General features: G+C 63.9%; 18 protein-coding genes and 2 riboswitches. Of the genes, 7 read left to right on the top strand and 11 right to left on the bottom strand.

Features of this window, described 5'->3' with window-relative positions:
- Entirely contained in the window at positions 1-969 is a 969-nt protein-coding gene (cbiB, locus tag JQ553_RS33685) for an adenosylcobinamide-phosphate synthase CbiB (RefSeq protein WP_212504384.1), read from the top strand.
- On the opposite strand, the gene JQ553_RS33680 is transcribed toward cbiB, so the two are convergent.
- From JQ553_RS33680 to JQ553_RS33655, 6 genes are read right to left on the bottom strand one after another with little or no spacing between them, the layout of a single operon-like run.
- Positions 942-2,429, bottom strand: coding sequence for a cobyric acid synthase (locus JQ553_RS33680; protein ID WP_212504383.1), 1,488 nt, complete (start codon positions 2,427-2,429; stop codon positions 942-944). The two genes, cbiB and JQ553_RS33680, sit on opposite strands and share 28 nt — an antisense overlap.
- Positions 2,429-3,058, bottom strand: coding sequence for a cob(I)yrinic acid a,c-diamide adenosyltransferase (cobO, locus tag JQ553_RS33675; protein ID WP_212504382.1), 630 nt, complete (start codon positions 3,056-3,058; stop codon positions 2,429-2,431). The genes JQ553_RS33680 and cobO overlap by 1 nt, the downstream gene beginning before the upstream one ends.
- Positions 3,055-6,765 (bottom strand): cobaltochelatase subunit CobN, encoded by a 3,711-nt coding sequence (cobN, locus tag JQ553_RS33670; RefSeq protein ID WP_212504381.1) that lies wholly within the window; start codon positions 6,763-6,765, stop codon positions 3,055-3,057. Before cobN ends, cobO begins: the two co-directional genes overlap by 4 nt.
- A gap of 17 nt (positions 6,766-6,782) precedes the next feature.
- Complete coding sequence (gene cobW, locus JQ553_RS33665) at positions 6,783-7,796, bottom strand: cobalamin biosynthesis protein CobW (protein WP_212504380.1); 1,014 nt, start codon at positions 7,794-7,796, stop codon at positions 6,783-6,785.
- A gap of 2 nt (positions 7,797-7,798) precedes the next feature.
- Complete coding sequence (cobU, locus tag JQ553_RS33660; protein WP_212504379.1) at positions 7,799-8,329, bottom strand: bifunctional adenosylcobinamide kinase/adenosylcobinamide-phosphate guanylyltransferase; 531 nt, start codon at positions 8,327-8,329, stop codon at positions 7,799-7,801.
- Complete coding sequence (locus tag JQ553_RS33655; protein ID WP_249144840.1) at positions 8,326-8,778, bottom strand: DUF1636 domain-containing protein; 453 nt, start codon at positions 8,776-8,778, stop codon at positions 8,326-8,328. Before JQ553_RS33655 ends, cobU begins: the two co-directional genes overlap by 4 nt.
- A 110-nt stretch (positions 8,779-8,888) precedes the next feature.
- A riboswitch (cobalamin riboswitch) is annotated at positions 8,889-9,079 on the bottom strand.
- A gap of 75 nt (positions 9,080-9,154) precedes the next feature.
- On the opposite strand from JQ553_RS33655, the gene cobT reads away from it, so the two are divergent.
- Together cobT and cobS are read left to right on the top strand one after the other, a co-directional pair.
- Positions 9,155-10,204, top strand: coding sequence for a nicotinate-nucleotide--dimethylbenzimidazole phosphoribosyltransferase (gene cobT, locus JQ553_RS33650; protein WP_212504378.1), 1,050 nt, complete (start codon positions 9,155-9,157; stop codon positions 10,202-10,204).
- Complete coding sequence (gene cobS, locus JQ553_RS33645) at positions 10,188-10,988, top strand: adenosylcobinamide-GDP ribazoletransferase (protein WP_249144838.1); 801 nt, start codon at positions 10,188-10,190, stop codon at positions 10,986-10,988. The genes cobT and cobS overlap by 17 nt, the downstream gene beginning before the upstream one ends.
- Here cobS and JQ553_RS33640 read toward each other — a convergent pair.
- Both JQ553_RS33640 and JQ553_RS33635 read right to left on the bottom strand, forming a co-directional pair.
- On the bottom strand, positions 10,942-11,511 hold the full coding sequence (locus tag JQ553_RS33640; protein ID WP_212504377.1) for a tyrosine phosphatase family protein: 570 nt from the start codon (positions 11,509-11,511) through the stop codon (positions 10,942-10,944). The genes cobS and JQ553_RS33640 overlap by 47 nt on opposite strands.
- 54 nt (positions 11,512-11,565) lie before the next feature.
- A complete protein-coding gene (locus tag JQ553_RS33635; protein WP_212504376.1) occupies positions 11,566-13,962 on the bottom strand; it encodes a TonB-dependent siderophore receptor in 2,397 nt (798 codons plus the stop codon).
- Positions 13,963-14,163: 201 nt separating this feature from the next.
- A riboswitch (cobalamin riboswitch) is annotated at positions 14,164-14,371 on the bottom strand.
- 92 nt (positions 14,372-14,463) lie between these two features.
- Here JQ553_RS33635 and JQ553_RS33630 point away from each other — a divergent pair.
- Genes JQ553_RS33630 through JQ553_RS33620 form a run of 3 tightly spaced genes read left to right on the top strand, consistent with a single transcriptional unit; the run spans position 14,464 to position 15,677 of the window.
- Positions 14,464-14,757 (top strand): hypothetical protein, encoded by a 294-nt coding sequence (locus tag JQ553_RS33630; RefSeq protein WP_212504375.1) that lies wholly within the window; start codon positions 14,464-14,466, stop codon positions 14,755-14,757.
- Positions 14,758-14,783: 26 nt separating this feature from the next.
- On the top strand, positions 14,784-14,966 hold the full coding sequence (locus JQ553_RS33625) for a CbtB domain-containing protein (RefSeq protein WP_212504374.1): 183 nt from the start codon (positions 14,784-14,786) through the stop codon (positions 14,964-14,966).
- A gap of 6 nt (positions 14,967-14,972) precedes the next feature.
- Entirely contained in the window at positions 14,973-15,677 is a 705-nt protein-coding gene (locus tag JQ553_RS33620; protein WP_212504373.1) for a CbtA family protein, read from the top strand.
- 30 nt (positions 15,678-15,707) lie between these two features.
- Here the strand turns inward: JQ553_RS33620 and JQ553_RS33615 are convergent, their stop codons facing one another.
- The 3 genes from JQ553_RS33615 to JQ553_RS33605 all read right to left on the bottom strand — a co-directional run bounded on the left by JQ553_RS33615 (position 15,708) and on the right by JQ553_RS33605 (position 19,929).
- The gene (locus tag JQ553_RS33615) at positions 15,708-17,588 is read right to left on the bottom strand and encodes an FTR1 family protein (protein WP_212504396.1); all 1,881 of its coding nucleotides are present in this window, start codon (positions 17,586-17,588) and stop codon (positions 15,708-15,710) included.
- Between the two features lie 247 nt (positions 17,589-17,835).
- Positions 17,836-18,900 (bottom strand): SDR family oxidoreductase, encoded by a 1,065-nt coding sequence (locus JQ553_RS33610; RefSeq protein ID WP_212504372.1) that lies wholly within the window; start codon positions 18,898-18,900, stop codon positions 17,836-17,838.
- Between the two features lie 105 nt (positions 18,901-19,005).
- The gene (locus JQ553_RS33605; protein ID WP_212504371.1) at positions 19,006-19,929 is read right to left on the bottom strand and encodes an MBL fold metallo-hydrolase; all 924 of its coding nucleotides are present in this window, start codon (positions 19,927-19,929) and stop codon (positions 19,006-19,008) included.
- Between the two features lie 786 nt (positions 19,930-20,715).
- Between JQ553_RS33605 and JQ553_RS33600 the strand changes: the two genes are divergently transcribed.
- On the top strand, positions 20,716-21,081 hold the full coding sequence (locus JQ553_RS33600; RefSeq protein WP_212504370.1) for a hypothetical protein: 366 nt from the start codon (positions 20,716-20,718) through the stop codon (positions 21,079-21,081).
- The last annotated feature ends 202 nt before the right edge of the window (positions 21,082-21,283 follow it).

Raw genomic sequence — 21,283 nt, 5'->3', positions numbered from 1 at the left:
ATGGCGGCCGGACACCCTGCCACCGTCGTTGTCCTCGCCCTCGCGTTTGACGCCTTGATCGGTGATCCGGACCTCGTGTGGCGCAAGCTGCCGCATCCGGTTGCCTGGATGGGCGCCGCGATTTCCCAGATCGATCGCAGCCTGAACAACGAGCGGTGGTCCGCCGCCCGGCGAAGGGCCACCGGCTGCGTGGCGGTCGCTACGCTGGTTTCGGGCTCATATGTCGCCGGGTTGCTGATCGAGCAGGCGCTCGGCCAGAGCGTCGCCGGCCTCCTCGCGCAAGGGCTCATTGCCTCGATCTTTGTCGCACAGCGCAGCCTCTACCAGCATGTGGACCGGGTGCGCGCGGAATTCGCGGCGGACGGACTTGCCGGCGCGAGGCGGGCGGTGTCCATGATCGTTGGCCGCGAGACCGGACAGCTCGATGCCAGCGGCGTATCGCGGGCCGCCATCGAATCCTGCGCGGAGAACTTTTCCGATGGCGTAGTGGCGCCGGCCTTCTGGCTCGCCATCCTCGGATTGCCGGGCCTCCTGGTGTACAAGGCGGTCAACACCGCAGACTCGATGATCGGTCATCGCACCATCAGGCACGAATCGTTCGGCTGGGCGGCGGCGAGGCTTGACGATCTCCTGAACCTTGTTCCGGCCCGCCTCGCAGCGCTGATCCTGGCGCTGGTGTCTCCGATAGCCGGCGGCTCGGTGACGGGCACGCTCAAGATCGTGTGGCGCGATGCGTCGATGCACCGTTCGCCAAATGCGGGATGGCCCGAGAGCGCGATGGCCGGCGCGCTGGGCCTTGCGCTCGCGGGCCCCCGGCAATATGGCGACAAGCTTGTGAACGACCCGTTCCTGAATGCGGCCGGACGGCTGACAGCGGAGCCTGGCGACATCAGAAGGGCGCTCAACGTCCTGATCGCGGGTTGTATGCTGGAGGCGGTCGCCTATGCGGCGCTGGCGCTGGTCGTTTGACGGCTGTGCGCAATCTTGATCATCTGATCCACGTCAAGATGCGTTTCCAGATGATCCGCAAGCGCATCGAGCGCAGCTTCTATCCTCGCCTCATAGGCGAGAGAGGAGGCGATGCCAAAGCGCGAGAGCCACGCTTTGCGGAAGGCGTCGCCAGCGAACAATCCGTGCAGATAGGTGCCCTGAACCCGTCCGTCTGTGGACGACGCGCCATCGGCACGGCCGTCGACCATAACAAGCGGGCGCGCGCAGTCCGCGCCTTCGCTGCGGCCGAGGTGGATCTCATAGCCCACGACCGGGCTTCCGGTCGGACAATGAACGCCGCGCACCAGCGTGGTTGATTTGTCGGCGCTCATTGTCGTGGTGACATCGAGCAGACCCAGCCCTTCGACGACGCCGGGCGAACCGTCGACGCCTTCGGGATCGGCGATGAGCCGGCCAAGCATCTGGTAGCCGCCACAGATTCCGAGAACGTGGCCGCCCCTGCGCGCGTGAACCTTGATATCGATGTCCCAGCCCTGGGCGCGCAGGAAGGCGAGATCTCCGATCGTCGACTTGCTGCCCGGCAGGATGACGACATCGGCTTCCATCGGGATCGGTTCGCCGGGCCGGACAAACACCAGCCGCACGCCGGGCTCCATCCCCAACGGATCGAGATCGTCGAAATTCGCGATCCTGGACAGCACCGGAATGGCGATCGTTCTCGTCGCCGAGGACGGCTGCGCGCGATCAAGATCGACGGCATCCTCGGCGGGCAACCAGGCGGCCTGTGGAAGCCAGGGCACGACCCCGAGCGACGGCCAGCCGGTGAATTGCGACACCGCGCGGAGGCCATCATCGAACAGACGGGGATCGCCGCGAAACTTGTTCACCATGAAGGCGCGGATTCGTTCGCGTTCCCCCTGCGGAAGCAGCAGGTGCGTGCCAACGAGACTTGCGATGACGCCGCCGCGATCGATGTCGCCCATCAGAACCACGGGGACGTCAGCGGCTTCCGCAAATCCCATATTGGCGATGTCGCCATCGCGCAGATTGACCTCGGCCGGACTTCCCGCGCCCTCGACCAATACGATGTCCGCCGCTCCTGCCAGGTGAGAAAAGCTCTCGAGGACGGCCGGCAGCAGCGCTGGCTTCCTTGCCAGATAGTCCCTGGCGCGGAGCGTACCGCGCCGCTTTCCCTGAACGATGACCTGAGCGCCGGTATCGGTCTCCGGCTTGAGTAACACCGGGTTCATGTGAACACTCGGCAACATTCTGGCTGCCCGCGCCTGAACGGCCTGCGCGCGGCCGATTTCCCCGCCATCCGCCGCAACGGCAGCGTTGTTCGACATGTTTTGCGGCTTGAACGGCGCAACCTTGAGGCCACGCCTGACCAAGGCACGCGCAAGGCCGGCGACGATCGTAGACTTACCGGCATTGGAGCCGGTAGCCTGGATCATCAGCGCCGGCGTCGGTCGGCTCATCAGAACTCGATCCCCTTCTGACCCTTCACTCCGGCGCGGAACGGATGCTTGATCAGGGTCATTTCCGTCACGAGGTCGGCCATCTCGATCAGAGCGGCATGAGCATTGCGACCGGTGATCACGACGTGCTTGTCTGCAGGCTTTTCGTTGCGCAGGAAGGCGACAACGTCCTCGATCGGAAGATAGTCGTAACGAAGCACGATGTTGAGTTCATCCAGCAGAACCATCCGATGGCGGTTGTCACGGATCAATTCCTTGGCGCGCTCCCAGCCTTTCGTTGCGGCCGCGATGTCCCGTTCGCGATCCTGGGTTTCCCAGGTAAAGCCCTCGCCCATGATGTGCATCGTGACGAGTTCGGGAAACTTCGCCAGCACGCGCGCTTCCCCCGTGTCCCACTTCGGAGACTTGGTGAATTGCACCACGGCGACCGGATAGCCATGGCCGATGTGACGGAAGACCATGCCGAGTGCCGCCGACGTCTTGCCCTTGCCGGTGCCGGTGTGGACGATCAAGAGGCCCTTCTCGCCGGTCTTCGTAGCCATGATCTTATCGCGCGCGGCCTTGTGCTTGCGCGCCTTCTCGCGATGACGCGCATTCTCGTCGCTCGCATTTTCGACTGGATCGCTCATGCGGTTTCCTTGATTGGCTGTCGGAGGGATTCGGAAATCAGATCACCCGCACGGTTGGACCGCGGCGCCCATAGCCCGCGCCTGACGGCCTCCGAAAATCTTTCAGCCACCTCCCGCAACGCCGCGGGATTTGCGTCCGACATGAAGCCACGCACCTTCTCATCTTCCAGATAGGCCGCGAACAGCTGATCGAAATGATGGCTCGAGACCGCGTCGGTCGAGGCGGCAAAGCCGAACAGATAATCCACCGTCGCGGCGATCTCGAAGGCGCCCTTGTATCCATGACGCATCACGCCCGCAATCCACTTTGGATTTGCGGCGCGGCCACGCACCACACGGGAAATCTCTTGCGACAACGATCTGGCTACCGGTGTTTCCGGACGTGACGTGTCGAGATGCGCTATTCGGGGCGAACGGCCGCGCAACACTCCGACCGTCGCGGCCAGGCCGCCCATGAACTGATAGTAGTCGTCGGAGTCCAGAATGTCGTGTTCACGGTTGTCCTGGGCCTGAACGACGACATCGACGTCGGCCAGACGATCGGCAAAGTCCTCCCGCGCCCCGTTTCCTTCGCCGCCGCTGCCGTAGGAATAGCCGCCCCAGTCGAGATAGACATCGGCGATATCGGCGCGGCTGTCCCAGCCACCTTCATCGATCAAGGCCTGTAGTCCCGCTCCGTAGGCCCCGGGCTTGGAGCCGAAGACACGGCTGGTGGCGCGGCGCTCGGCGAGCTTGCTTTCGACGCCGCTTGCTTCGAGCGCCTGCCGGCGTCTTCGCACGTTGGCCGCGATCGGATTGGCGTCATCAGGTTCGTCCAGCGACGCCACGGCGGCAACAGCGCTCGCGATGATATCCATCTGCGTCGGGAAGGCGTCGCGAAACAGTCCCGACACGCGAAAGGTGACGTCAATGCGTGGGCGCCTGAGCTCGGACAGCGGTATTATCTCGAACCCGGTGACGCGTCCGGACGCCTGCTCCCAGACCGGCCGAACGCCGATCAGCGCCAATGCCTGCGCGACGTCGTCGCCGCCCGTGCGCATGTTGGCGGTGCCCCAGGCTGACAGTGCGATCGTGCGCGGCCACTCGCCGGCTTCCTGCCAATAGGCCTCGACCAGCCGCTCCGCCGCCAATCGGCCAATCCGCCACGCCGACGGCGTCGGAACGGCGCGGACGTCGACCGCGAAGAAATTGCGTCCGGTCGGAAGCACGTCCGGACGTCCTCGCGTCGGCGCCCCCGACGGACCCGGATGCACAAATCCGCCGTCGAGCGCTCGCAAGAACGCTGCGACCTCCTCCTGCCCGCTTGCCTGGATCGATGGCCTGAGCCTTGTCTCGATCCACCGCAAGACGGCAGTGGTGCGCGTCCATGACGCGTCCGGATCTCGCTTGCCTGATACAAGCGACAGCGCCAGCATCTCGATGCGCTCGACGGTATCGCCATTGCTGCGCCACAGGGAGGTGTCGATGGCGGCAAGCGCGTGCGGCCGCGGTCCGGCAAACGCTTGCGCCAGGTCGCGGGTCAGCGGGTCGAACTCGCCGAGGCCGAGGTCGAACGCCAACGATCGGTGCAACGAGGCGTCCTCGGGCCGGCTGTCCGATCTCGGCAGGCGCGCGATCGACACCGCAAGCTCAGCGCAACGGCTTTCATCCGGCGCGCAGCCGAAGACATGCAGCCCGTCGCGGATCTGGAGCTCCTTCAGATCGCAAAGATGCGCGTCCAGCGCACGGAGCGCTTCGCCGACCGGCATGTCACGCGTCACGTTGATATCAAGATCAAGTCGATTTGCCCTCGCCATCGACAGGATATCCTCGGCGATGGCCGCCGCGCGCCTGGGATCAAGATCGGCCGCGACCGAATATTCATCGACCATCGCTTCGAGCCGGGCGAGATCGTCATGCAGCTCCGCGCGCGCCAAAGGCGGTGTCAGGTGATCGATGATGACAGCGGAGGTGCGGCGCTTGGCCTGGATGCCCTCGCCCGGATCGTTGACGATGAAGGGATACAGATGCGGGAGCGGACCAAGCACGGCGTCCGGCATGCATTCGGCCGAAAGCCCCGTGCTCTTGCCGGGCAACCATTCGAGATTGCCGTGCTTGCCAAGGTGAACGATGGCATGCATCGCGAAGACGCCGCGGAGCCAGAGATAGAACGCAAGATAATGGTGCGGGGGAACGAGATCGGGATCGTGATAGGTGGCCTTGGGGTCGATGTTGTACCCGCGCGCCGGCTGCACGCCGATAACGACATTGCCGAACGGGTGCAGGCCAAGGCGGATGACGTCGCCCACGACGCAGGGATCGTTTGCCGGACTGCCCCATTGCGTGGTCACCGCCTCCCTGACTTTCAGCGGCAATGTCGAGAAGGCGGCCTCATACTCGGCAAGCGGCCATGACACGCCGCCGCTCCTTGCGGCGCGATCAACGAGATCGTTGGTCGGTCCCGCCTGCAGCAGGCGCATCGCATCGGCTGCCGTGGGCGGCGCGTCATGGATGTCGTAGCCGGCCGACGCCATGGCGCAAAGCAGCTCGATCAGGCTTTGCGGCGTATCGAGCCCCACGCCATTGGCAAGACGGCCGTCGCGGTTCGGATAGTTCGCCAGCACGATCGCCACGCGCCTGTCCGCGCGTGGCGTTTGCCGAAGCTTGACCCAACCGAGCGCAAGCTCGGCCGTGGCCTGGATGCGATCCTCGGCCGCCACATAGGTTGTGGGGGTAAAGGGGCCGAGGCTCGGCCCAGGCTCCTTGAAGGCGATGGCATTGGCGAAGATGCGGCCATCGACCTCGGGCAAGACGACGTGCATCGCAAGATCGCGGGGATTGAGACCGCGTCGTGACGCTTCCCAGGTCTTCCGCGAGATGCCGGCGAGCGCGACCTGCAAGACCGGGCATCCGACGCCGGAGAGGACGCCGGAACTGTCGCCGGCCTTCGCGGTGGCAAACGCGGTGGCGTTGACCACGATGTCGGGAGGGAATGCGGCCAGCGCCGCGCGCAGGAACGCGAGCGAGCGCTTGTCCTTCAGGCTCGTGAGGTAGATGCCAATTGGGTTGAGGCCGCGCCTGCGCAGCTCAAGGCACAGCGCATCGATCCCCGCGGTATCACCGCCAGATACCAGAGCACGGTAAAAGATGATAACGGCGTTTGGCTGAGCGCTTGTCCGCGGCTCCCCGCGCCAAAATCCCGCTGCCGGCATTGGCCTGGCGGACGGCGGCCGCTCCCCGTAACCCGTGAGATGCGCCGCGAAACGAAGCGCAAGTCCGGCATTGTCCACCCCGCCCTCGCTGCAATACCGCCACAGCGCATGTGTGTCTTCGGCACCTAGCGTCCCTCGTGCGGCCAAGGCGCGGTTCCACTCCATTTCCCCGGGAATGCAGGCGAACAATGCTCCACGCTGAAGCGCATCCCGCCGCAAGCTGTCGACGCCATAAGGCCAATAGCTTTCGCCGCCGAGCATGCGCAGCACAACGATCCTGGCCCGGCGCAACGTGCGCTCGACGTAGAGATCGACCGATGCCGGATGCCCCAATGCAAGAAGGTTGGTCAGCCGGACGCTCGGGAAGTCCGGCGGCATCGTGGCGAGCGCCGCACCGAAAGCCGAGAGATCGCTGTCCGCCGCCGACAATATGACGATGTCGGCCGGATCCTGTCCCAGGTCTCTGGCGACGTCACCGTCGTCGATGGTCGCGTGACTATCAAGCTTGAGGTGCATGGTAGCGTCCCGGGCGGTTACGTCGACAGGATGCGCCGCGCCGCGCCGGCGTCAAAGCCCTTGAGCCCGATGACCACGAGATGCTCGCCCTGCCTGGCGTCGGGCCGCGCAAATGCCAGCTCGACGCGGCCGCCGACGGCCTGAACCACGATCGGCGCCGGCTTTTCCGCAATTCGGGCATAGCCCTTGACCCGCAGCACGCCCGGAAGGCTCAGCGCATCGCCGACGCGCCCGCGCATCTCGTCGATGCTTGCGGCCGCGGATGGTCGAACGACGATGCTGTCGAAGTCGTCGTGATCGTGCTCCTCCTCCTCGTCGTGATGACCGACCCGCGCGGCCAGATCATTCTCGGCGCCTGCGCCCATGCCGACCAGAATTTCTGGCGCGAGATGTCCGCGTGAGCGAACGACGCGCACGCCGGGCCGCAAGGCCGCCGCAAGCCGCGCCTCGATGTCGGAGAGCGCGGCGGGCGCGACAAGGTCGCTCTTGGAGAGCACGACGAGGTCGGCGCAGGCGAGCTGATCCTCGAACACCTCCTCGACGGGATCGTCGTGATCGATCGGCTTGGCGTCGCCAAGCCGGGCCGCGACCAAATCGTCGTCGAGCACGATCCGCCCTTCGGTCAGAGCGAGCGCATCGACGACGGTGACGACCCCGTCGACGGTGGCGCGGGTGCGGACCGCCGGCCATGCGAAGGCCTTGAGCAGCGGCTGCGGCAGCGCGAGGCCGGAGGTCTCGATGACGATCGCGTCGAGCGGCTTTTCGCGCGTCAAGAGCTTGTCCATGGTCGGGACGAAGTCGTCCGCGACCGTGCAGCAAATGCATCCGTTGGTGAGTTCGACGATGTCTCCGGGAGCGCAGGTCTTGGCGGCGCATTCCTCGACGAGACCTCCGTCAAACCCGGCGTCGCCGAACTCATTGACAATGACCGCGATGCGGCGGCCATCGGCCTGCGTCAGCAGGGAGCGGAGCAAGGTGGTTTTTCCGGCACCCAAAAAGCCGGTGAGCACCGTGACGGGAACACGAGACATTGTCAGAACTCCTTGCAGCGCTTCAGCCATAGCGGGAGACCGGCCGCGACGAACACCACGTTTGGCACCGCGGCTGCGACCTTTTGATTGAGGCGGCCCTGGGCATCGCGAAATGCCCGGCCGAGCGGGTTGTCCGGGACGAGGCCAAGCCCGACCTCGTTGGAAACGAGAACGACCGGACAGGCGGCCTCGCCAAGAAACTGCGCGAGGCGAGCCGCTTCGGCTTCGAAATCGCCCTCGGCGAGCATCAGGTTCGACAACCAAAGCGTGAGACAGTCGACGAGGATGGCACGATCAGGACGACACAGCTCCGCCAACCGGTCGACCAGAGCGATTGGCTCCTCGATCGTCGTCCAGTCGCCACGGCGTCGATCACGGTGACGGTCAACGCGCTGACGCATCTCTTCGTCGCCGATCGTCGCTGTCGCGAGATAGAGCCGCGCCAGGCCGCAATCGGTGATCATTCCCTCGGCAAAGGTGGACTTTCCGGAACGCGCTCCGCCGAGCACCAATGTCGTCGACAGTCCCGTCACTTGGGCGCGCTTCCATCGTCAGGCGACCAGCGCGACGGCGGTATCCGGGCAACGATGCCCTTGCGCAGCACTTCCGCGCGCTGCCGCCACGGCACCAGTCCATAGTCTGCGCCCTGATATGCCTGCACGAACGACAGGAGATCGTCCGCGGCTTCGACCTGGAGGTCGCCGAACAGAAATGTGTATCCGCCGGAGCTGGAAACGGCGACCGTCGTCGGGCGCTTGCAGACGCTCAGGCATTGCACACGGCGCAATTGCACATCCGCGCCCATGCGGTCGGCAGCCGCCTTCACGGCCTCGAACAGGTCCGGGCCGACCAGAATTCCGTCAGCGGTCTTGCAGGTGATGCAGATGCTCACGACCGGCACGTCGTGCGTCGCGGCCTGGGAGCATGACGCCTCTGCGGGCGGCAGCTCGCCGGCCATCCTATCGAGATCTTCGCGATCCATCCTGTCGCTCGTGTTACGGGCTGCAGCAGCCGCGAGCTTTGTCGGATCGCGTCCGATGACCAATCGTCATCCAACTCGCCTCGTCCGGTGCACCCCGCCCGACGAGCCTCCAAAGCACAATGCGCGATGGCAGGTCTCCTGGCTCGCGGGTCTTAGCCTTTCGCCGCCTTCCCGGATACTCCAGTGGCTTTGGCTATGGCTCGCCGCTTACAGTTGCGGGGGCAGCGCCGGCATTGAGCGAACTCGCACCGGCTTCCCTTTTCACCTTCGCGAACGAAGGACCATCATGAGCACGCTAGCCGCCAGGCCGGTCCTGGTCAACCACGGTTGACCGGCTGACCTGCTTGGGTCACTTAGAGCCGGCATCGAGGATTCCATGACCGCCGAAACGACCTGGCAGGCCCCTGCCATAAGCGCTCTCGATCCCGCCGTTGCCGCGGCGATACGTGCCGGGATCGACGGCAAGGCGAAACCGCGGGGATCGCTTGGACGTATCGAAGATTTGTCCACGCAGCTCGGAATGATCGCGCATCCGTCATCGGCAAAATTCGAACGGGCGGTCCTGCTGGTCTTTGCCGGTGATCATGGGATTACCGAGGAAGGCGTTTCGCAATATCCCTCGACGGTCACAGCCGCCATGGTCGCGACCTATTTGGCGGGGCGCGCCAGCGCGAACGCCTTTGCCGCCGCCGCCAATGTCGGCATCCGTGTCGTCGATGCAGGGGTCGCGGCCGAATTGCCGGCGCATCCCGGTCTCATCCGACGCAAGATCCGGCCTGGCACCGCAAATTCCGCCCGACAGCCCGCGATGTCCGACCGGGAGGTGAGCGTGGCGCTGACGACGGGCCACGATATCGCGGTGGCCGAGATCGATGCCGGCAATGACATCCTCGCGCTGGGAGAGATGGGTATCGGCAACAGCGCGTCTTCGGCGCTGCTGGCGCATCGATTGGCACCTGCCCCGCTGGACGATTGCATCGGCATGGGAGCGGGCCAGAACGAACCGGGCATGGCACGAAAGCGGGCTGCGATCCACAAGGCCGCGAATCGCAGCGATGCCCAGGCCCCGATCGACGTCATGCGCGAGTTCGGCGGACTCGAGATCGCGATGATGGCCGGCGCAGTGCTCGGAGCCGCGTCGCGACGCCGTCCCGTCATCATCGACGGATTCATCTGCTCGGTCGCAGCACTCGCTGCGGTCAGACTCGCTCCGGCCGCCCGCGACTATTGCATTTTCGCCCACAGGTCCGCGGAGAAGGGACACCAAGCCGTCCTGGCAAGCCTGGAGGCACAGCCGCTGCTCGATCTGGGAATGAGGCTTGGCGAGGGGACCGGCGCCCTGCTCGCGGTCCCGCTGGTCCGGGCCGCCTCGCGCCTGTTGTCCGATGTCGCGGATCTCGAGGACGTCCTTGCCGGACGGCTCTAAGATGTGTCCAGGACGCTTCTTCGACGCGGCGCGCTTCCTGACGATCCTGCCGATCGGACCGTCGGATGACCGTCCCGATTCCGAATGGCTGGCGCGGTCGCTGAAATTCTTTCCGGCGGTCGGCTTCCTTGTCGGGCTCGTCTCCGCGGCCGTCCTTCTGCTCGCCAGCCCTCTCTGGGGACCGACCATCGCCGCGCTGCTGGCGGTGCTGGCCGGCAGCGTCGTGACAGGCGCCCTGCACGAGGACGGCCTTGCCGATACGGCGGACGCTTTCGGCGGCGGCTGGACGCCCGAGCAGCGCACCGCGATCATGAAAGACAGCCGCATCGGGACTTTCGGCGCGCTCGCGCTCATCTTCAGCGTTGCGCTGAGGGTTGCCGCACTCGCGCTCATGCCGCCTTCGATGGCCGCCGGCGCATTGCTGGTCAGTGGCGCAGCCTCGCGCGCCTCGTTGCTGCCGGTCATCGACAGGATGAACTATGCCGGCGACACCAGCGCAATGAAGGTCAGCTATTCGCACTCCCCTCTGCGAGGGAGCGAATATTGCTTCGCCGGCGCCACGCTCGCGCTCGCATCGGCACCATTGATCGCAACGTTCACACCAGTGTTTCTTTTGCCGCTGTTCGGAAGCGCGGTCTGCGGCGCGATGATCGCGGCGGCGCTCGCGCTTTGGTCACGCCGATCGATTGGCGGCTACACAGGCGATGTGCTCGGCGCCATCGTGCAAACATTCGAGATCAGCTTCCTGCTGGCGCTCGCGGCGTCGACACCGACGGCCAATTGAGCGGCAGGACAAATGGCGTTCCCTCGAACGCATCGGCGCCACGGCCGATCCTCGCGATCGCCTCCACCATGTCGCCGCCTCGTCCAAGCAGGCCATCGGCAATGGAGATCATCAGCCGGTTCGGCGTGGCCGATACGGAACGCCGGCGAAGCTCTTCGGCAATCTCCCGCTCGAGGCCGGGATTTCGATCGCAAGCGAGAATATAAGCCGCCGCGCTCGACCGGCTGATTCCGGCAAAGCAATTGACGATCACTCTGGCTTCACCGACGTTCCGGCCAAAATCGATAATTGACCGGACGATTTCGGCGTTTGGCGGAACAAGTCCCGGCCGCGGTTCGACGATGTCATGGAACGACAGATCGAGCTGGCGCCTGCAGTCGAACGCGGAGCAATCAAACCTTTCGTGGCCCGGCGAAAACAGCGACAGCAGCGCGAACGGGCCGGCTCCGCGGGCGAGCTGCGCTAGCTGGCTCAGCGGGCACACGATGACACCTGAGATATCGCGGGAGCTGCGCTCGCTCATACCGTTCTCATCGATGCTGCCTCGCCAGACGTTGCGCCGCAATCATGCTGAAGATCACCACTTGAACGAGGCGGCCAGCTCATAACTGCGCGGTGCGCCTAGGATGACCTGATCGGTGTAACCGGGATCGCCCCATGCGGCATACCGCCTGTCGGTCAGGTTCTTGACGCGGAAAGTTATCCGCGTCCGCTCGACATCGCGGAAGTATCCCTTGGGCAGGTCGATGAAGGCATAGACGTCCGCGATCGTGTAGCGATCCATCGTCACGAGATTGTCCTGGAAATTGAAGCGATCGCCGACGTGACGTACCAAAGTGCCGATTTCGACCGGCCATGGCGTCGCAAAACGATACGACGCGCCGGCATTGACGACAAGGTTCGGCACGTTGGGCGGCGTCATGCCGGAGTACGACTGGAACGCTCCGGCTTCGTCCACATAGCTGAAATTCACGAAGCGCGACTGCACGATCGCGGCGTTGCCCCAAAGCTTCAGTCCGTCGATCGGGGTCACGGCCGCCGCGACTTCAATACCCTTGGTCCTGATCTTGCCCGCGACATTGAACGTGATGCCGCTCTCCGGCACGTAGACATTCTGCCGCTCGATATCGAACAGCGACACCGTGGCCTCCATTTTCCTGTCGGCACTGAGCAGCTTGACGCCCGTCTCATACGTCCGCGACGTCGTCAGAAGCAGCGGCACTTGCGGCGCGAGGATGAAGATATTGGCGACAGTCGGATCGGCCGCCGTGGCATACTGTCCATACCACATCACGCCGGGCGCAACGTCCCAGGTAAATCCGGCTCGTCCGGTGACCGGATTGAAGGGCTTGCTGAACGGATAGCCGCGATCCGTTCGCAGCACCCTATCCGGAGAAAACCGCGTGCGCGCCAGATCGATCTCCTCGAAGCGGATGCCCCCGATCAAGGCAAAGGTCGAGGTCACCTTGAGACGGTCCTCGAAGGCCAGCGAAACATTGTCGAGATGCGTATAGATCTTCTCGTCGCTGCGGGGACCGTAGAGACCTCGATCCGGATTGATCAGCTCGACAATATCCGAAAAGAACAGCGTGTCCTGCGAGACATTGAACTGCTGACTGCTCGCCGCCACCGTGGCAACGAAGCGATTGTCCATCCCGCCGATATCCGAGTTGACGGTCAGGTCCGTGATGTTTCCGTACAGCCGTTGCGCGTGATCGAGTGCCAACCGTTCGCGGTAGACGTTGTTTGGCCCGGAATCGTCAAACGAGTTGATCTCGTTGTTGAACCAGTGCCGGTGCGCATCGTAGCCGTAGACCTGGCTCCTGAGCGAGACATTGCTGGTGATGTCCCACTGAAAGCCGCCGCGGAGCCAGAGTTCGTTTGCCCCGCTGTGATTGTCCAGCACGTTGTAGGTCGTGTTCAGCGTGCGCGCGTCGACCGTGACCGGGTTGAGCGTACCCGTGTGCCCATTCAGGTAGTAGTTGGTCCACAGACCCGAGACGATTCCGACGGTCGGGATGACACCGGGCGCATTGGCCGGCACGAGGGGCGTGCCCCAGTAGAAGCGATCCTTGTCCTGCTTGTATTCGGCCGCGCCCCAGACCCTGAAATTGTTGGTGACGCGGTAGTTGAGCTGACCCGACACGTCGGTCAGCTTCGAGAATGTATCGTCGATGAAGCCCTGGTCGTTCGCATACGTGGCGTCGAATCGATAGTCCAAACCGTCGATCAGCGTGCTGCCACCCGAACCATAACCCGCGCGATACCCTTTGAAGGAATCGACTGACGTGAACGCGTCGTTGACGATCGGTCCGGTGGTCGGAGCCTTTGTCACGTAGTTGACAGCTCCGCCTGTTGCTCCGATGCCGGACAACAGCGACGAGGGCCCTTTCAGGATTTCGACCCGGTCGAGATTGGCCGTGTCCATGGGACGGCCCGTCATCGTTGAGGGACCGATCTTGATATCGTTGTAGAGCGTGTTGATCTGGTCGCCGGTGAAGCCGCGCATGGAGAATATCGAGGGCGCTCCCGGCGCGTCGCCGCCGGTCACGCCAACCGCGGCCTTGGCGGCATCGGTCGTGGTCCGAAGTCCCAGATCCTCGATGGTCTTCTTGTCGATGACCTCGACCGCCGCCGGCGTCTGCCGCGCCGTCAGGCCGAGCCGCGAGCCGACCTCGGTCACGACGTTTCCATTGAGCGGCGTCGGAGCAGCTTCGCTGGCCGGCTTGGCCGGGGACGCGGTGCTCGTTCGGGACGCGCGAGGGCGGCCGGCGACGCGTGCCGTCCGCCTGCCGTCCTGCCGCGCGGGGACGACATTGCGATCCGGCCTTGGCTTCGGCGGCGGCGAGACCGTGATCGGGCTCAGCGCTTCGCCCGGCGCTCCCATGCCTTGGGCCGACGCCGTGGACGACAGAAAGCCCGACGAGAGGAGAGCAAGCGTGAGCGGCGCAACAAGGGCCGTATTCCGCCGCATCCTGGCGGGGTCACCGGCTCGATCGGAATCGGCGCAAAGATGGAGCTGCCTGAGGCCCCCACGATTCTTATGAATGTTCACTACAGTGCTCAGCGGCGAAGCGACAACACGTCACCGCGGAGCCTCGCGTTCTGCCATCGCCCAAGCGGCAGAAGCACCGGCTACTCTTCCGACATCGGAGCACCCCGCCCGACGCGGCCACGCGTGACCATGACTGGTAGCAGGTTTCCTGGCTTGCGGGTCCTGGTCTCCGATCACCTTCCCAGAGTCAAAACGGACTCCAGTGGCGTATTTGATCGTCGACTATCCGCCTACAGTTGCGGGGGCAGCCGCGGAATTGCCCGTCGCAACGGACGCACCGCATTCCCTTTGATCAGCCCTTGCGGGCACTACCGCTCGGCACCTTGGCATCGGTACGTTATCACGTCAATATGACGGCAAGGAAGCAACGCTTGGACAGATCATGCGGCCGGCAATCGCCCATTCCTGCACATCCCATCGATGAGTATTGATTCTGTCTGGCGAAACGATCTCGACGCATTGGCCTTTCGCCCTCCCGGGCATGCGGGTTTCTGCGTCATTCATCGCCGCGCCTTCCGCGCCCTGCTTGGCTCCGAGCCTTCGGCGCAGCAAAGCATCAATTTCTACCAACAGTACCGGGACGTCTTTGCCGCGGCTGCGCTTGAAAAGATCGCGCGCGCGCAAATCGAACAGACGGTGAACTTCAACATCAACAGCCGCGACGTCAGGCGCCAGCTGAAAAATTTCGTCGCGCCGCCATCAGTGGTCCGCTAGAATGCGAGACTCAATGAGGTTTCAAGATGCAAACGTCGCAGTCCGCCAACATTCCCGTCGCGGTGACCAGTTCGAATGTGCTGGCGCAGGCTCTGCTTGCTATTGCGCTCGGCGTCTTCGTCGTCGGAATGGTCGGCTTCTCGCACATCAGCGCCGTCCATAACGCCGCCCACGACGTGCGCCACGCAAACGCCTTCCCCTGCCACTGAAGATCGATGCAGGTTTTCCGGTCTATCGTGTTCTCGGCTGTTCTGGCCGGGCTGATGGTTGGCGCCGTGGTCTCCGCCTGCCAATTCTTCACGACGGTGCCGCTGATCCAAAAGAGCGAAGTCTACGAAAAGGCCGCCGCTCACGTGCAACATCAGCATACGGGCGCCGGCAGCGATGCCGCGCATCATCATGAGGCGGAGTGGGAGCCGGAAGAGGGCTTCCAGCGCAACGCGCTGACGGTTGGGGCAAACATCCTCACGGCGATCGGCTTTGCGCTGATTCTTGCCGGCATCTATGCGATCCGGCAGCGGCCAGTCTCCTGGAGGGAAGGTCTGTTTTGGGGACTTGGCGGCTTCGTCGTGTTCGTGGCCGCGCCCGGCCTCGGCCTGCCGCCGGAGCTGCCGGGCCTTCCCGTGGCTGATCTGACCGCACGACAATTGTGGTGGATCTTCGCGGCTGGATCGACGGCAGCCGCGCTCTATCTTCTGGCGTTCCGGCGCGAGGCGTGGGCTGCCGTTCTTGGGCTTGCCCTGTTCGCACTTCCGCATCTGGTCGGCGCGCCGGTCGCGCCAGAGGGGCATAGCGAGGTACCGGCTTCGCTCTCGCACCAGTTCGTCGTCGCGGTCGCCTTGACCGGACTATTGTTCTGGAGCCTCCTCGGCGTCACGACGGGCTGGCTCTACGGCAAGATCTCCGAGCGCGAGCGTTAAATCCGGTCCCGGAAGGCCGCGTTTGCGCGCTTAAGCGACCTTGCGGCGGTTGAGGGCGAAGCCGACAGCCAGCGCCGCGATCATGAGGACCTGGGCCGCGACCGTTTGCGTGGTCGGGAAAAGGCCGACCCACGAGATGCGTGGCACGGCGTGCAATGGTGCGATGCCGACGATGCCGGCCTCTTGCAGGGCAGCGATGCCCTTGCCGGCCAGCACGACGGTCAGAACCGCCATGAGCCACGAACTGTAGGTGAAGAACTTGCCGATCGGCAGCCTGCGGCTATAGCGCAGCATCGCCCATGCGATGACCGCCAGCACGGCGCAAGCGCTCAATGCGCCTGCGACGATCGTCCCGCCATTTCCCTGGGTCCACAGCGCGGCGTAGAAAAGGATCGTCTCGAACACCTCGCGATAGACGACGATGAAAGCGAGCCCGAACAGAAGCCAGGCCGAGCTGCCGGACAATGCCTTCGCCATCCTCTCGCGGATGTAGTGTTGCCACTGGTCGGCTTGGGCCTTGCCGTGCATCCAGATGCCGACCGAGAGCAGGACGACGGCGGCGAAGATCGAGCCGAAGCCCTCAGTCAGCTCGCGGCTTGCGCCGCTGATTCCGATCACCCAGGTCGCGACGGCCCAGGTTGCAACACCGGCGACAAGGGCGCCTATCCAACCCGCGTGGATGTAGGGCATGACCTCTGTCCGCTCGGCCTTGCGCAGGAAGGCGATCATCGCGACGACGATCAGCAGCGCTTCCAGTCCCTCGCGCAGCAGGATGGTTGCCGCCCCGAGAAACGTCGAGAGGCCGCTTGCGGCATCGGGCGAGAGCGATGCTTCCGCATCGTCGAAAAGAACGTCGATGACTTGGATGCGACCAGCGAGCGCATCGGCATTCTCTCCGCTCTGGATGGCGGCGCGGTAGTCGCCCATCGCCCCCTCGATCCGCTCCATGAGCGTGCGGTCGCGCGCGGCCAGCGCCGGCTCGACCGGCTCGAATCCATCGAGATAGGCAGACAAGGCCAGTTCGCCGGCGCGCTTGCGGTCCCCTGCACGATAGGCCGCGAGGCTCTCGGTCAGACGGCCGCGCGCCGGTGACAGGGAGCCGGCCTGCTGCGGCATCACCGCGTCGGGATGACGCCGCAGATAGGCCATGAGAGCGTCGGCCTTGTCCTGCCCGATCTTGCTTGCGAGCGCCGCGGGCGTCATCCCGACCAGCGCCTTCAGATCGGGAATGAGCCGGCGAAGCGAAGCATCCTGCTTCCACAACTTTTCGCCTTCGGACGCGGCGGCGTCGGAGAAGGCGAAACGACTGGCGTAGAATGCCAAAGCCCAACGATCATTGACCGGCAGACTGTCGAAGCCCGGCATCGCGGTCCCGTCGAGCCCCTGGGTGATCACCTGGTAGAGGGCGAACACGCTGCGTTGACGAGCGCGTTCGACGTCCGTGAACGCGATGGGCGGCGTATCAAGCCTGGCTGCGTCCGGCCCATGGCCATCGCCGGCCTCGCCGTGGCAGGCGGCGCAGTTCTGACTGAACAATGTCGCGCCGCGCGCGAGGTCGGGAAGCTTGTTCGGTGCCAGCGGCACCGGATAGGCCGCAAGCAACGCAGCGGCCAGGCCATGGGCGATCTCTGCGACTTGCTCGGGCTCGGCCTTGGCGGCGATGGCGCGCTGCAGGCGCGCGGCCTCTGTCAGCAGTGCTTGCCGCTCCGGCTTGGGCGGCAGCGCCGCGAGCTTCGCCGCGACGGTCGCCGCGAATTCCTGCTGCTCGGCATATTCGGAGGGACTCGACACCGCACCATGCGAGACGGCGCCACCGTAATCCACCGCGATGTAGTCCAGCAGCCGCCACGTGGTTTCGACATCGCTCGTCTCCGCGCTCGCCGCGCCGACGAACGCCAGAATGAACAGCATGACAAGCACGGCGAGACGCGACAGCAAGGAGGGCAGACCCCGCGGGATGGTTGACGGTTGATCGGAACACGGTCGTACCGCCGGTTTGGGGCCGGCGCAATTCGAGGCATTCTAATTCGCCTCGGGTCAACTGCTTTCGGTGTCGCCCGCCGGCTATCTCGGTGTGCGTTCAACGCTGGCCGCGCTGAGCTCGCTTCGCGGACTTTTTGCTTAGAACCCGCCCCAATGCCAGCCAGTCGCGCATCGCTCAAGGTATGATTCGCATCTCGCGAAGTCGGGAAAACAGGTCAAAAAAACTCTCGTCTGTCGCCTGATAGTCGAGGAATCCCAGCTTGCGGCTCTTGCTCATGTCGGTCACGACCTCGATCGGACGACCGAGGTCGGCGTCGGTGTGCCATGCCGACGTCAACACGTTTAGATCTTGTTCGGCCAAACGATATTTGCGGGCGATGTCAGTCCAGATCGCGCCATCATCGGCCATTTGACGCTGAAGCGGAATGCCCTTGCTCGGGAATCGCGCCGGCTGGAGCCCGAACCAATCGGCCAACCGCGTCCACATCCAGCTCCAGCGAAAGATATCGCCGTTGACGACGTTGAAAGCCTGGTTGCGGGCGCTGTCTGTGCTGGCTGCCCATTCCAGATGCCGGGCCAGCAGCCGGGCATCCGTCATATCCGTCAGCCCGTTCCACTGGGTCGCTGAACCCGGAAACAGAAACGGCCGTCCGGTCTCACGACAGATCGTGGCATAGACTGCAAGCGTCGCGCCCATATTCATGGCGTTCCCGATCGCATAGCCGATGATCGTATGTGGCCGATGGATGCTCCAGCCAAAGCCGTCACGTTTCGCCGCCGCGAACACTTCATCTTCCTGCGCGTAATAGAAATTCTCGACATCAAGCCGCGGCTGGTCCTCGCGAAAGGGTGTCGGGGGCAGAGCGCCTTTACCGTAAGCCTCGAACGGCCCGAGATAGTGCTTGAGCCCGGTTACCAGCGCCACGTACTCGACTGAACCGGTCACCGACAAAGCGCCCAGCACATTGCGCACCATCGCCGAATTGATCCGGATGTTTTCCGCCTCGGTGTTCTGCCTCAACCACGCGCTGATGAAAACATGCGTAGGTCGCAGGTCTTGCAGTGCAGCGCGAAGGGAGGCCGGATCCAGGAGGTCGGCGGCCACGGCGACCATGCCGGCGATATCGCCCGGAGGACGGCGCGCCAGGCCATAAACCTGCCATCCCTGATTGCGGAGATGCTGGCCAAGGTTGTTGCCAACGATGCCACTGGCACCCACTACAAGCGCCGACTTTGCCATGTTCGATCTCCGCTCTACACATCCCGCGAAGATAGAGCGACGATCCTGTGTCCGCGAGCGAACTCCCGACTTCGTGATGGGGCGGTTGCCGCTCGCCCTGCCCCGCTAGGCCCCTCCGTTGCCGTCTCGCAGGTGATGATAGGCAGCTGGGACATTGACCATGTTATGCGCCCAATCGAACAGACTGTATTCGCCATAATCGTGCATGGCGACCGCCTCGAGCGTTGCCTCGACCGATCGCCCCTCTTCGATCGCCTTGCGCACCGCGCTATCGAGCTCGCGAAGATAGCGAAGCGGGAACTCGATATCGGCGGGACGCATCGGCCGGCCGTGGCCGGGAATGATGGTAGCGTCATCCGGCAGGAAGTCGCGCACTCGGGTCAAGGTCGCGATCGTCTCCTTGTGTCGGCCTTCGAGAAGCCAGGGAAGAGCGGGTGACGGTGCCTGAATCATGTTGCCGACCCAAAGAACCTTGGCATCGGGCGTCCACACGACGAGATCGCCTGGCGTCTGGGCAAACCCGAAGTGGCGCACCTCGACGGTGCGGCCACCGAGATCGACACTGACCATGTCAGCGACGGCAATATCGGCGGTTCGCGCCTGCACACGTTCGATGCCCTTCCCCTCACCCATAAGGCCGATCATGAAACGGCGATCATCCTCGAAATTTTCATCCATGTAGCGCTTGGTCGCCGGATGCTGGATGACGACAGTGGTGTCGGGGAACAGGAAGTTCCCGTAGGCGTGGTCACCGTGGTAGCTCGTGTTGACGAGGAAGCGGATCGGTTTCGTCGTCACTTGGCGCACGAGCCCGATGAGCTGCGAGGCGAGATCGCCGTTCAGCATCGACTCGATGACGAGAACGCTCCGCTCTCCGACCACAAAGCCGGCTGTCGTGGCGACGTGGTCTTTGGCGAGCACGTCGTCAGGCATGACCGCGAACACGCCAGAGGCAAGCTCTTTCGAGGTCAGGTTTACCCGCGCGGCATCCCAAGGGGGGCTTACTTCCTGGTCACTTTGCTGTGTCATCGCAATATCTCCTTCATGGGTCAAACCGAAACACGGAGCACGAAGCGCAACTGCGACGCGCGCCGTGTAATGCTGCGCGATACGACAAGGCCGTGGCTGGGCTCTGCGACGCGCCTTCAGTCACCAGCCTTTCATATTCGACTGCTTGCCTTCGATGCCGCGGCGCTGCCGGCTGCCAGGAATGCTCCGACTTCGTCGATCGCCTTTCACACCTGTAGCCATGCTAGGGCCCGGTACATGAAAGGTGTGCGGCATATGCGGCCGGACGCGTGACGTCGAACTCCGCTGATCCCGAGGCCGCGACCTGATTCGAGATCGACTCGGATCCGCGCAGCGAGGCTTCGATGCAGAGTAGCCTTGGCACGGCGCATCTCCGATATCTCAATGGCGTTTTTGTAAAAACGCTTTCATCGCCGATCTATTAAACTTCTCGTGATGGCGTGCGAATGTTGAAAAAACATATTTATTCTCAATTATTAGCCTGATGCATGTCGCTGCGGCGCGGACAGCATAAAAGGGTGAGGTGGGAGCATCATCTAATAGATAACAGAACTCGTAGTTATGAAAATGCCTCCTTTGCTGCTAGAGCGCTTCGTCTCATTGTCCGCTCGCAAGCACCCCCCCTCCGCTGGTAAACACGGAGCGGGCGGCAGATTTCGTTATGACGTGACTCGTTTCGGATCTTCTGGTCCGTGCATCGCCCAAGCGACTGCGGGTTGGCATGAGCCAGGAAGTCTGTCCGCGTTGAGGTCTCGCCCTTGGGCGATCAGCATGCGGGAGCGGCCTTTGGCGAAAGGGTTACAGGAGGGGGAAATCAGGCAGGAGCTGCAAAGCGGCGGACACCTGCGCAACATCCTCATCGTTACTAAAACGAATGGGGATGAGCCCGAACACCTAGCCTATGTCCGGCCGAGTTGGCGCCGCGAGTTTCTGCCGCTGCGGACATGGGGCGACAAGCAAGATCGGACTTACAAGGATCTGGATCGACTGCTCACGCTTCTCCGCGACGACTTCGGCTACCGCGGCTTCATCGGGCTCTACGTGGACGGCGACCCCGATCTGGCCCGCTATCGTGTCCTCTCTGACAGCGAAGGAACTGGTGAGAAGACGGCACTCCCTGGTTCGCCGGCAGGCTCTGGGGAGATCTCATGACCCACTCTCTGCAGCACCAACCATCCAGTGAACGTCCTCCCAACTCCAGCGCATTCTGAAGCCCACCAAATCAGGCCTTCGTCAATTTCGCAGTTGTGCCGGCGAGCAGCCGTCCCCGCAATGCGTCGATGAACGCTCGCACGCGGGCGGGCATTTGTGCGCGTGTCAGGAAAACCGCCCATATGCCGAGTTCGGCCGGCTC

This window comes from Bradyrhizobium lablabi, from assembly GCF_018131005.1.
Classification (GTDB): Bacteria; Pseudomonadota; Alphaproteobacteria; order Rhizobiales; family Xanthobacteraceae; genus Bradyrhizobium; species Bradyrhizobium lablabi_D.
Note: the sequence above shows the minus strand (reverse complement) of the source record. Positions and strands in the feature narration are given on the sequence as shown.

Excerpts from the sequence above, each read along its gene's own strand:
- cbiB (WP_212504384.1), top strand. The coding sequence starts at position 1 with ATGGCGGCCGGACACCCTGCCACCGTCGTTGTCCTCGCCCTCGCGTTT.
- JQ553_RS33680 (WP_212504383.1), bottom strand. The coding sequence starts at position 2,429 with ATGAGCCGACCGACGCCGGCGCTGATGATCCAGGCTACCGGCTCCAAT.
- cobO (WP_212504382.1), bottom strand. The coding sequence starts at position 3,058 with ATGAGCGATCCAGTCGAAAATGCGAGCGACGAGAATGCGCGTCATCGC.
- cobN (WP_212504381.1), bottom strand. The coding sequence starts at position 6,765 with ATGCACCTCAAGCTTGATAGTCACGCGACCATCGACGACGGTGACGTC.
- cobW (WP_212504380.1), bottom strand. The coding sequence starts at position 7,796 with ATGTCTCGTGTTCCCGTCACGGTGCTCACCGGCTTTTTGGGTGCCGGA.
- JQ553_RS33655 (WP_249144840.1), bottom strand. The coding sequence starts at position 8,778 with ATGGATCGCGAAGATCTCGATAGGATGGCCGGCGAGCTGCCGCCCGCA.
- cobT (WP_212504378.1), top strand. The coding sequence starts at position 9,155 with ATGACCGCCGAAACGACCTGGCAGGCCCCTGCCATAAGCGCTCTCGAT.
- JQ553_RS33640 (WP_212504377.1), bottom strand. The coding sequence starts at position 11,511 with ATGAGCGAGCGCAGCTCCCGCGATATCTCAGGTGTCATCGTGTGCCCG.
- JQ553_RS33635 (WP_212504376.1), bottom strand. The coding sequence starts at position 13,962 with ATGCGGCGGAATACGGCCCTTGTTGCGCCGCTCACGCTTGCTCTCCTC.
- JQ553_RS33630 (WP_212504375.1), top strand. The coding sequence starts at position 14,464 with ATGAGTATTGATTCTGTCTGGCGAAACGATCTCGACGCATTGGCCTTT.
- JQ553_RS33625 (WP_212504374.1), top strand. The coding sequence starts at position 14,784 with ATGCAAACGTCGCAGTCCGCCAACATTCCCGTCGCGGTGACCAGTTCG.
- JQ553_RS33620 (WP_212504373.1), top strand. The coding sequence starts at position 14,973 with ATGCAGGTTTTCCGGTCTATCGTGTTCTCGGCTGTTCTGGCCGGGCTG.
- JQ553_RS33615 (WP_212504396.1), bottom strand. The coding sequence starts at position 17,588 with ATGCTGTTCATTCTGGCGTTCGTCGGCGCGGCGAGCGCGGAGACGAGC.
- JQ553_RS33610 (WP_212504372.1), bottom strand. The coding sequence starts at position 18,900 with ATGGCAAAGTCGGCGCTTGTAGTGGGTGCCAGTGGCATCGTTGGCAAC.
- JQ553_RS33605 (WP_212504371.1), bottom strand. The coding sequence starts at position 19,929 with ATGACACAGCAAAGTGACCAGGAAGTAAGCCCCCCTTGGGATGCCGCG.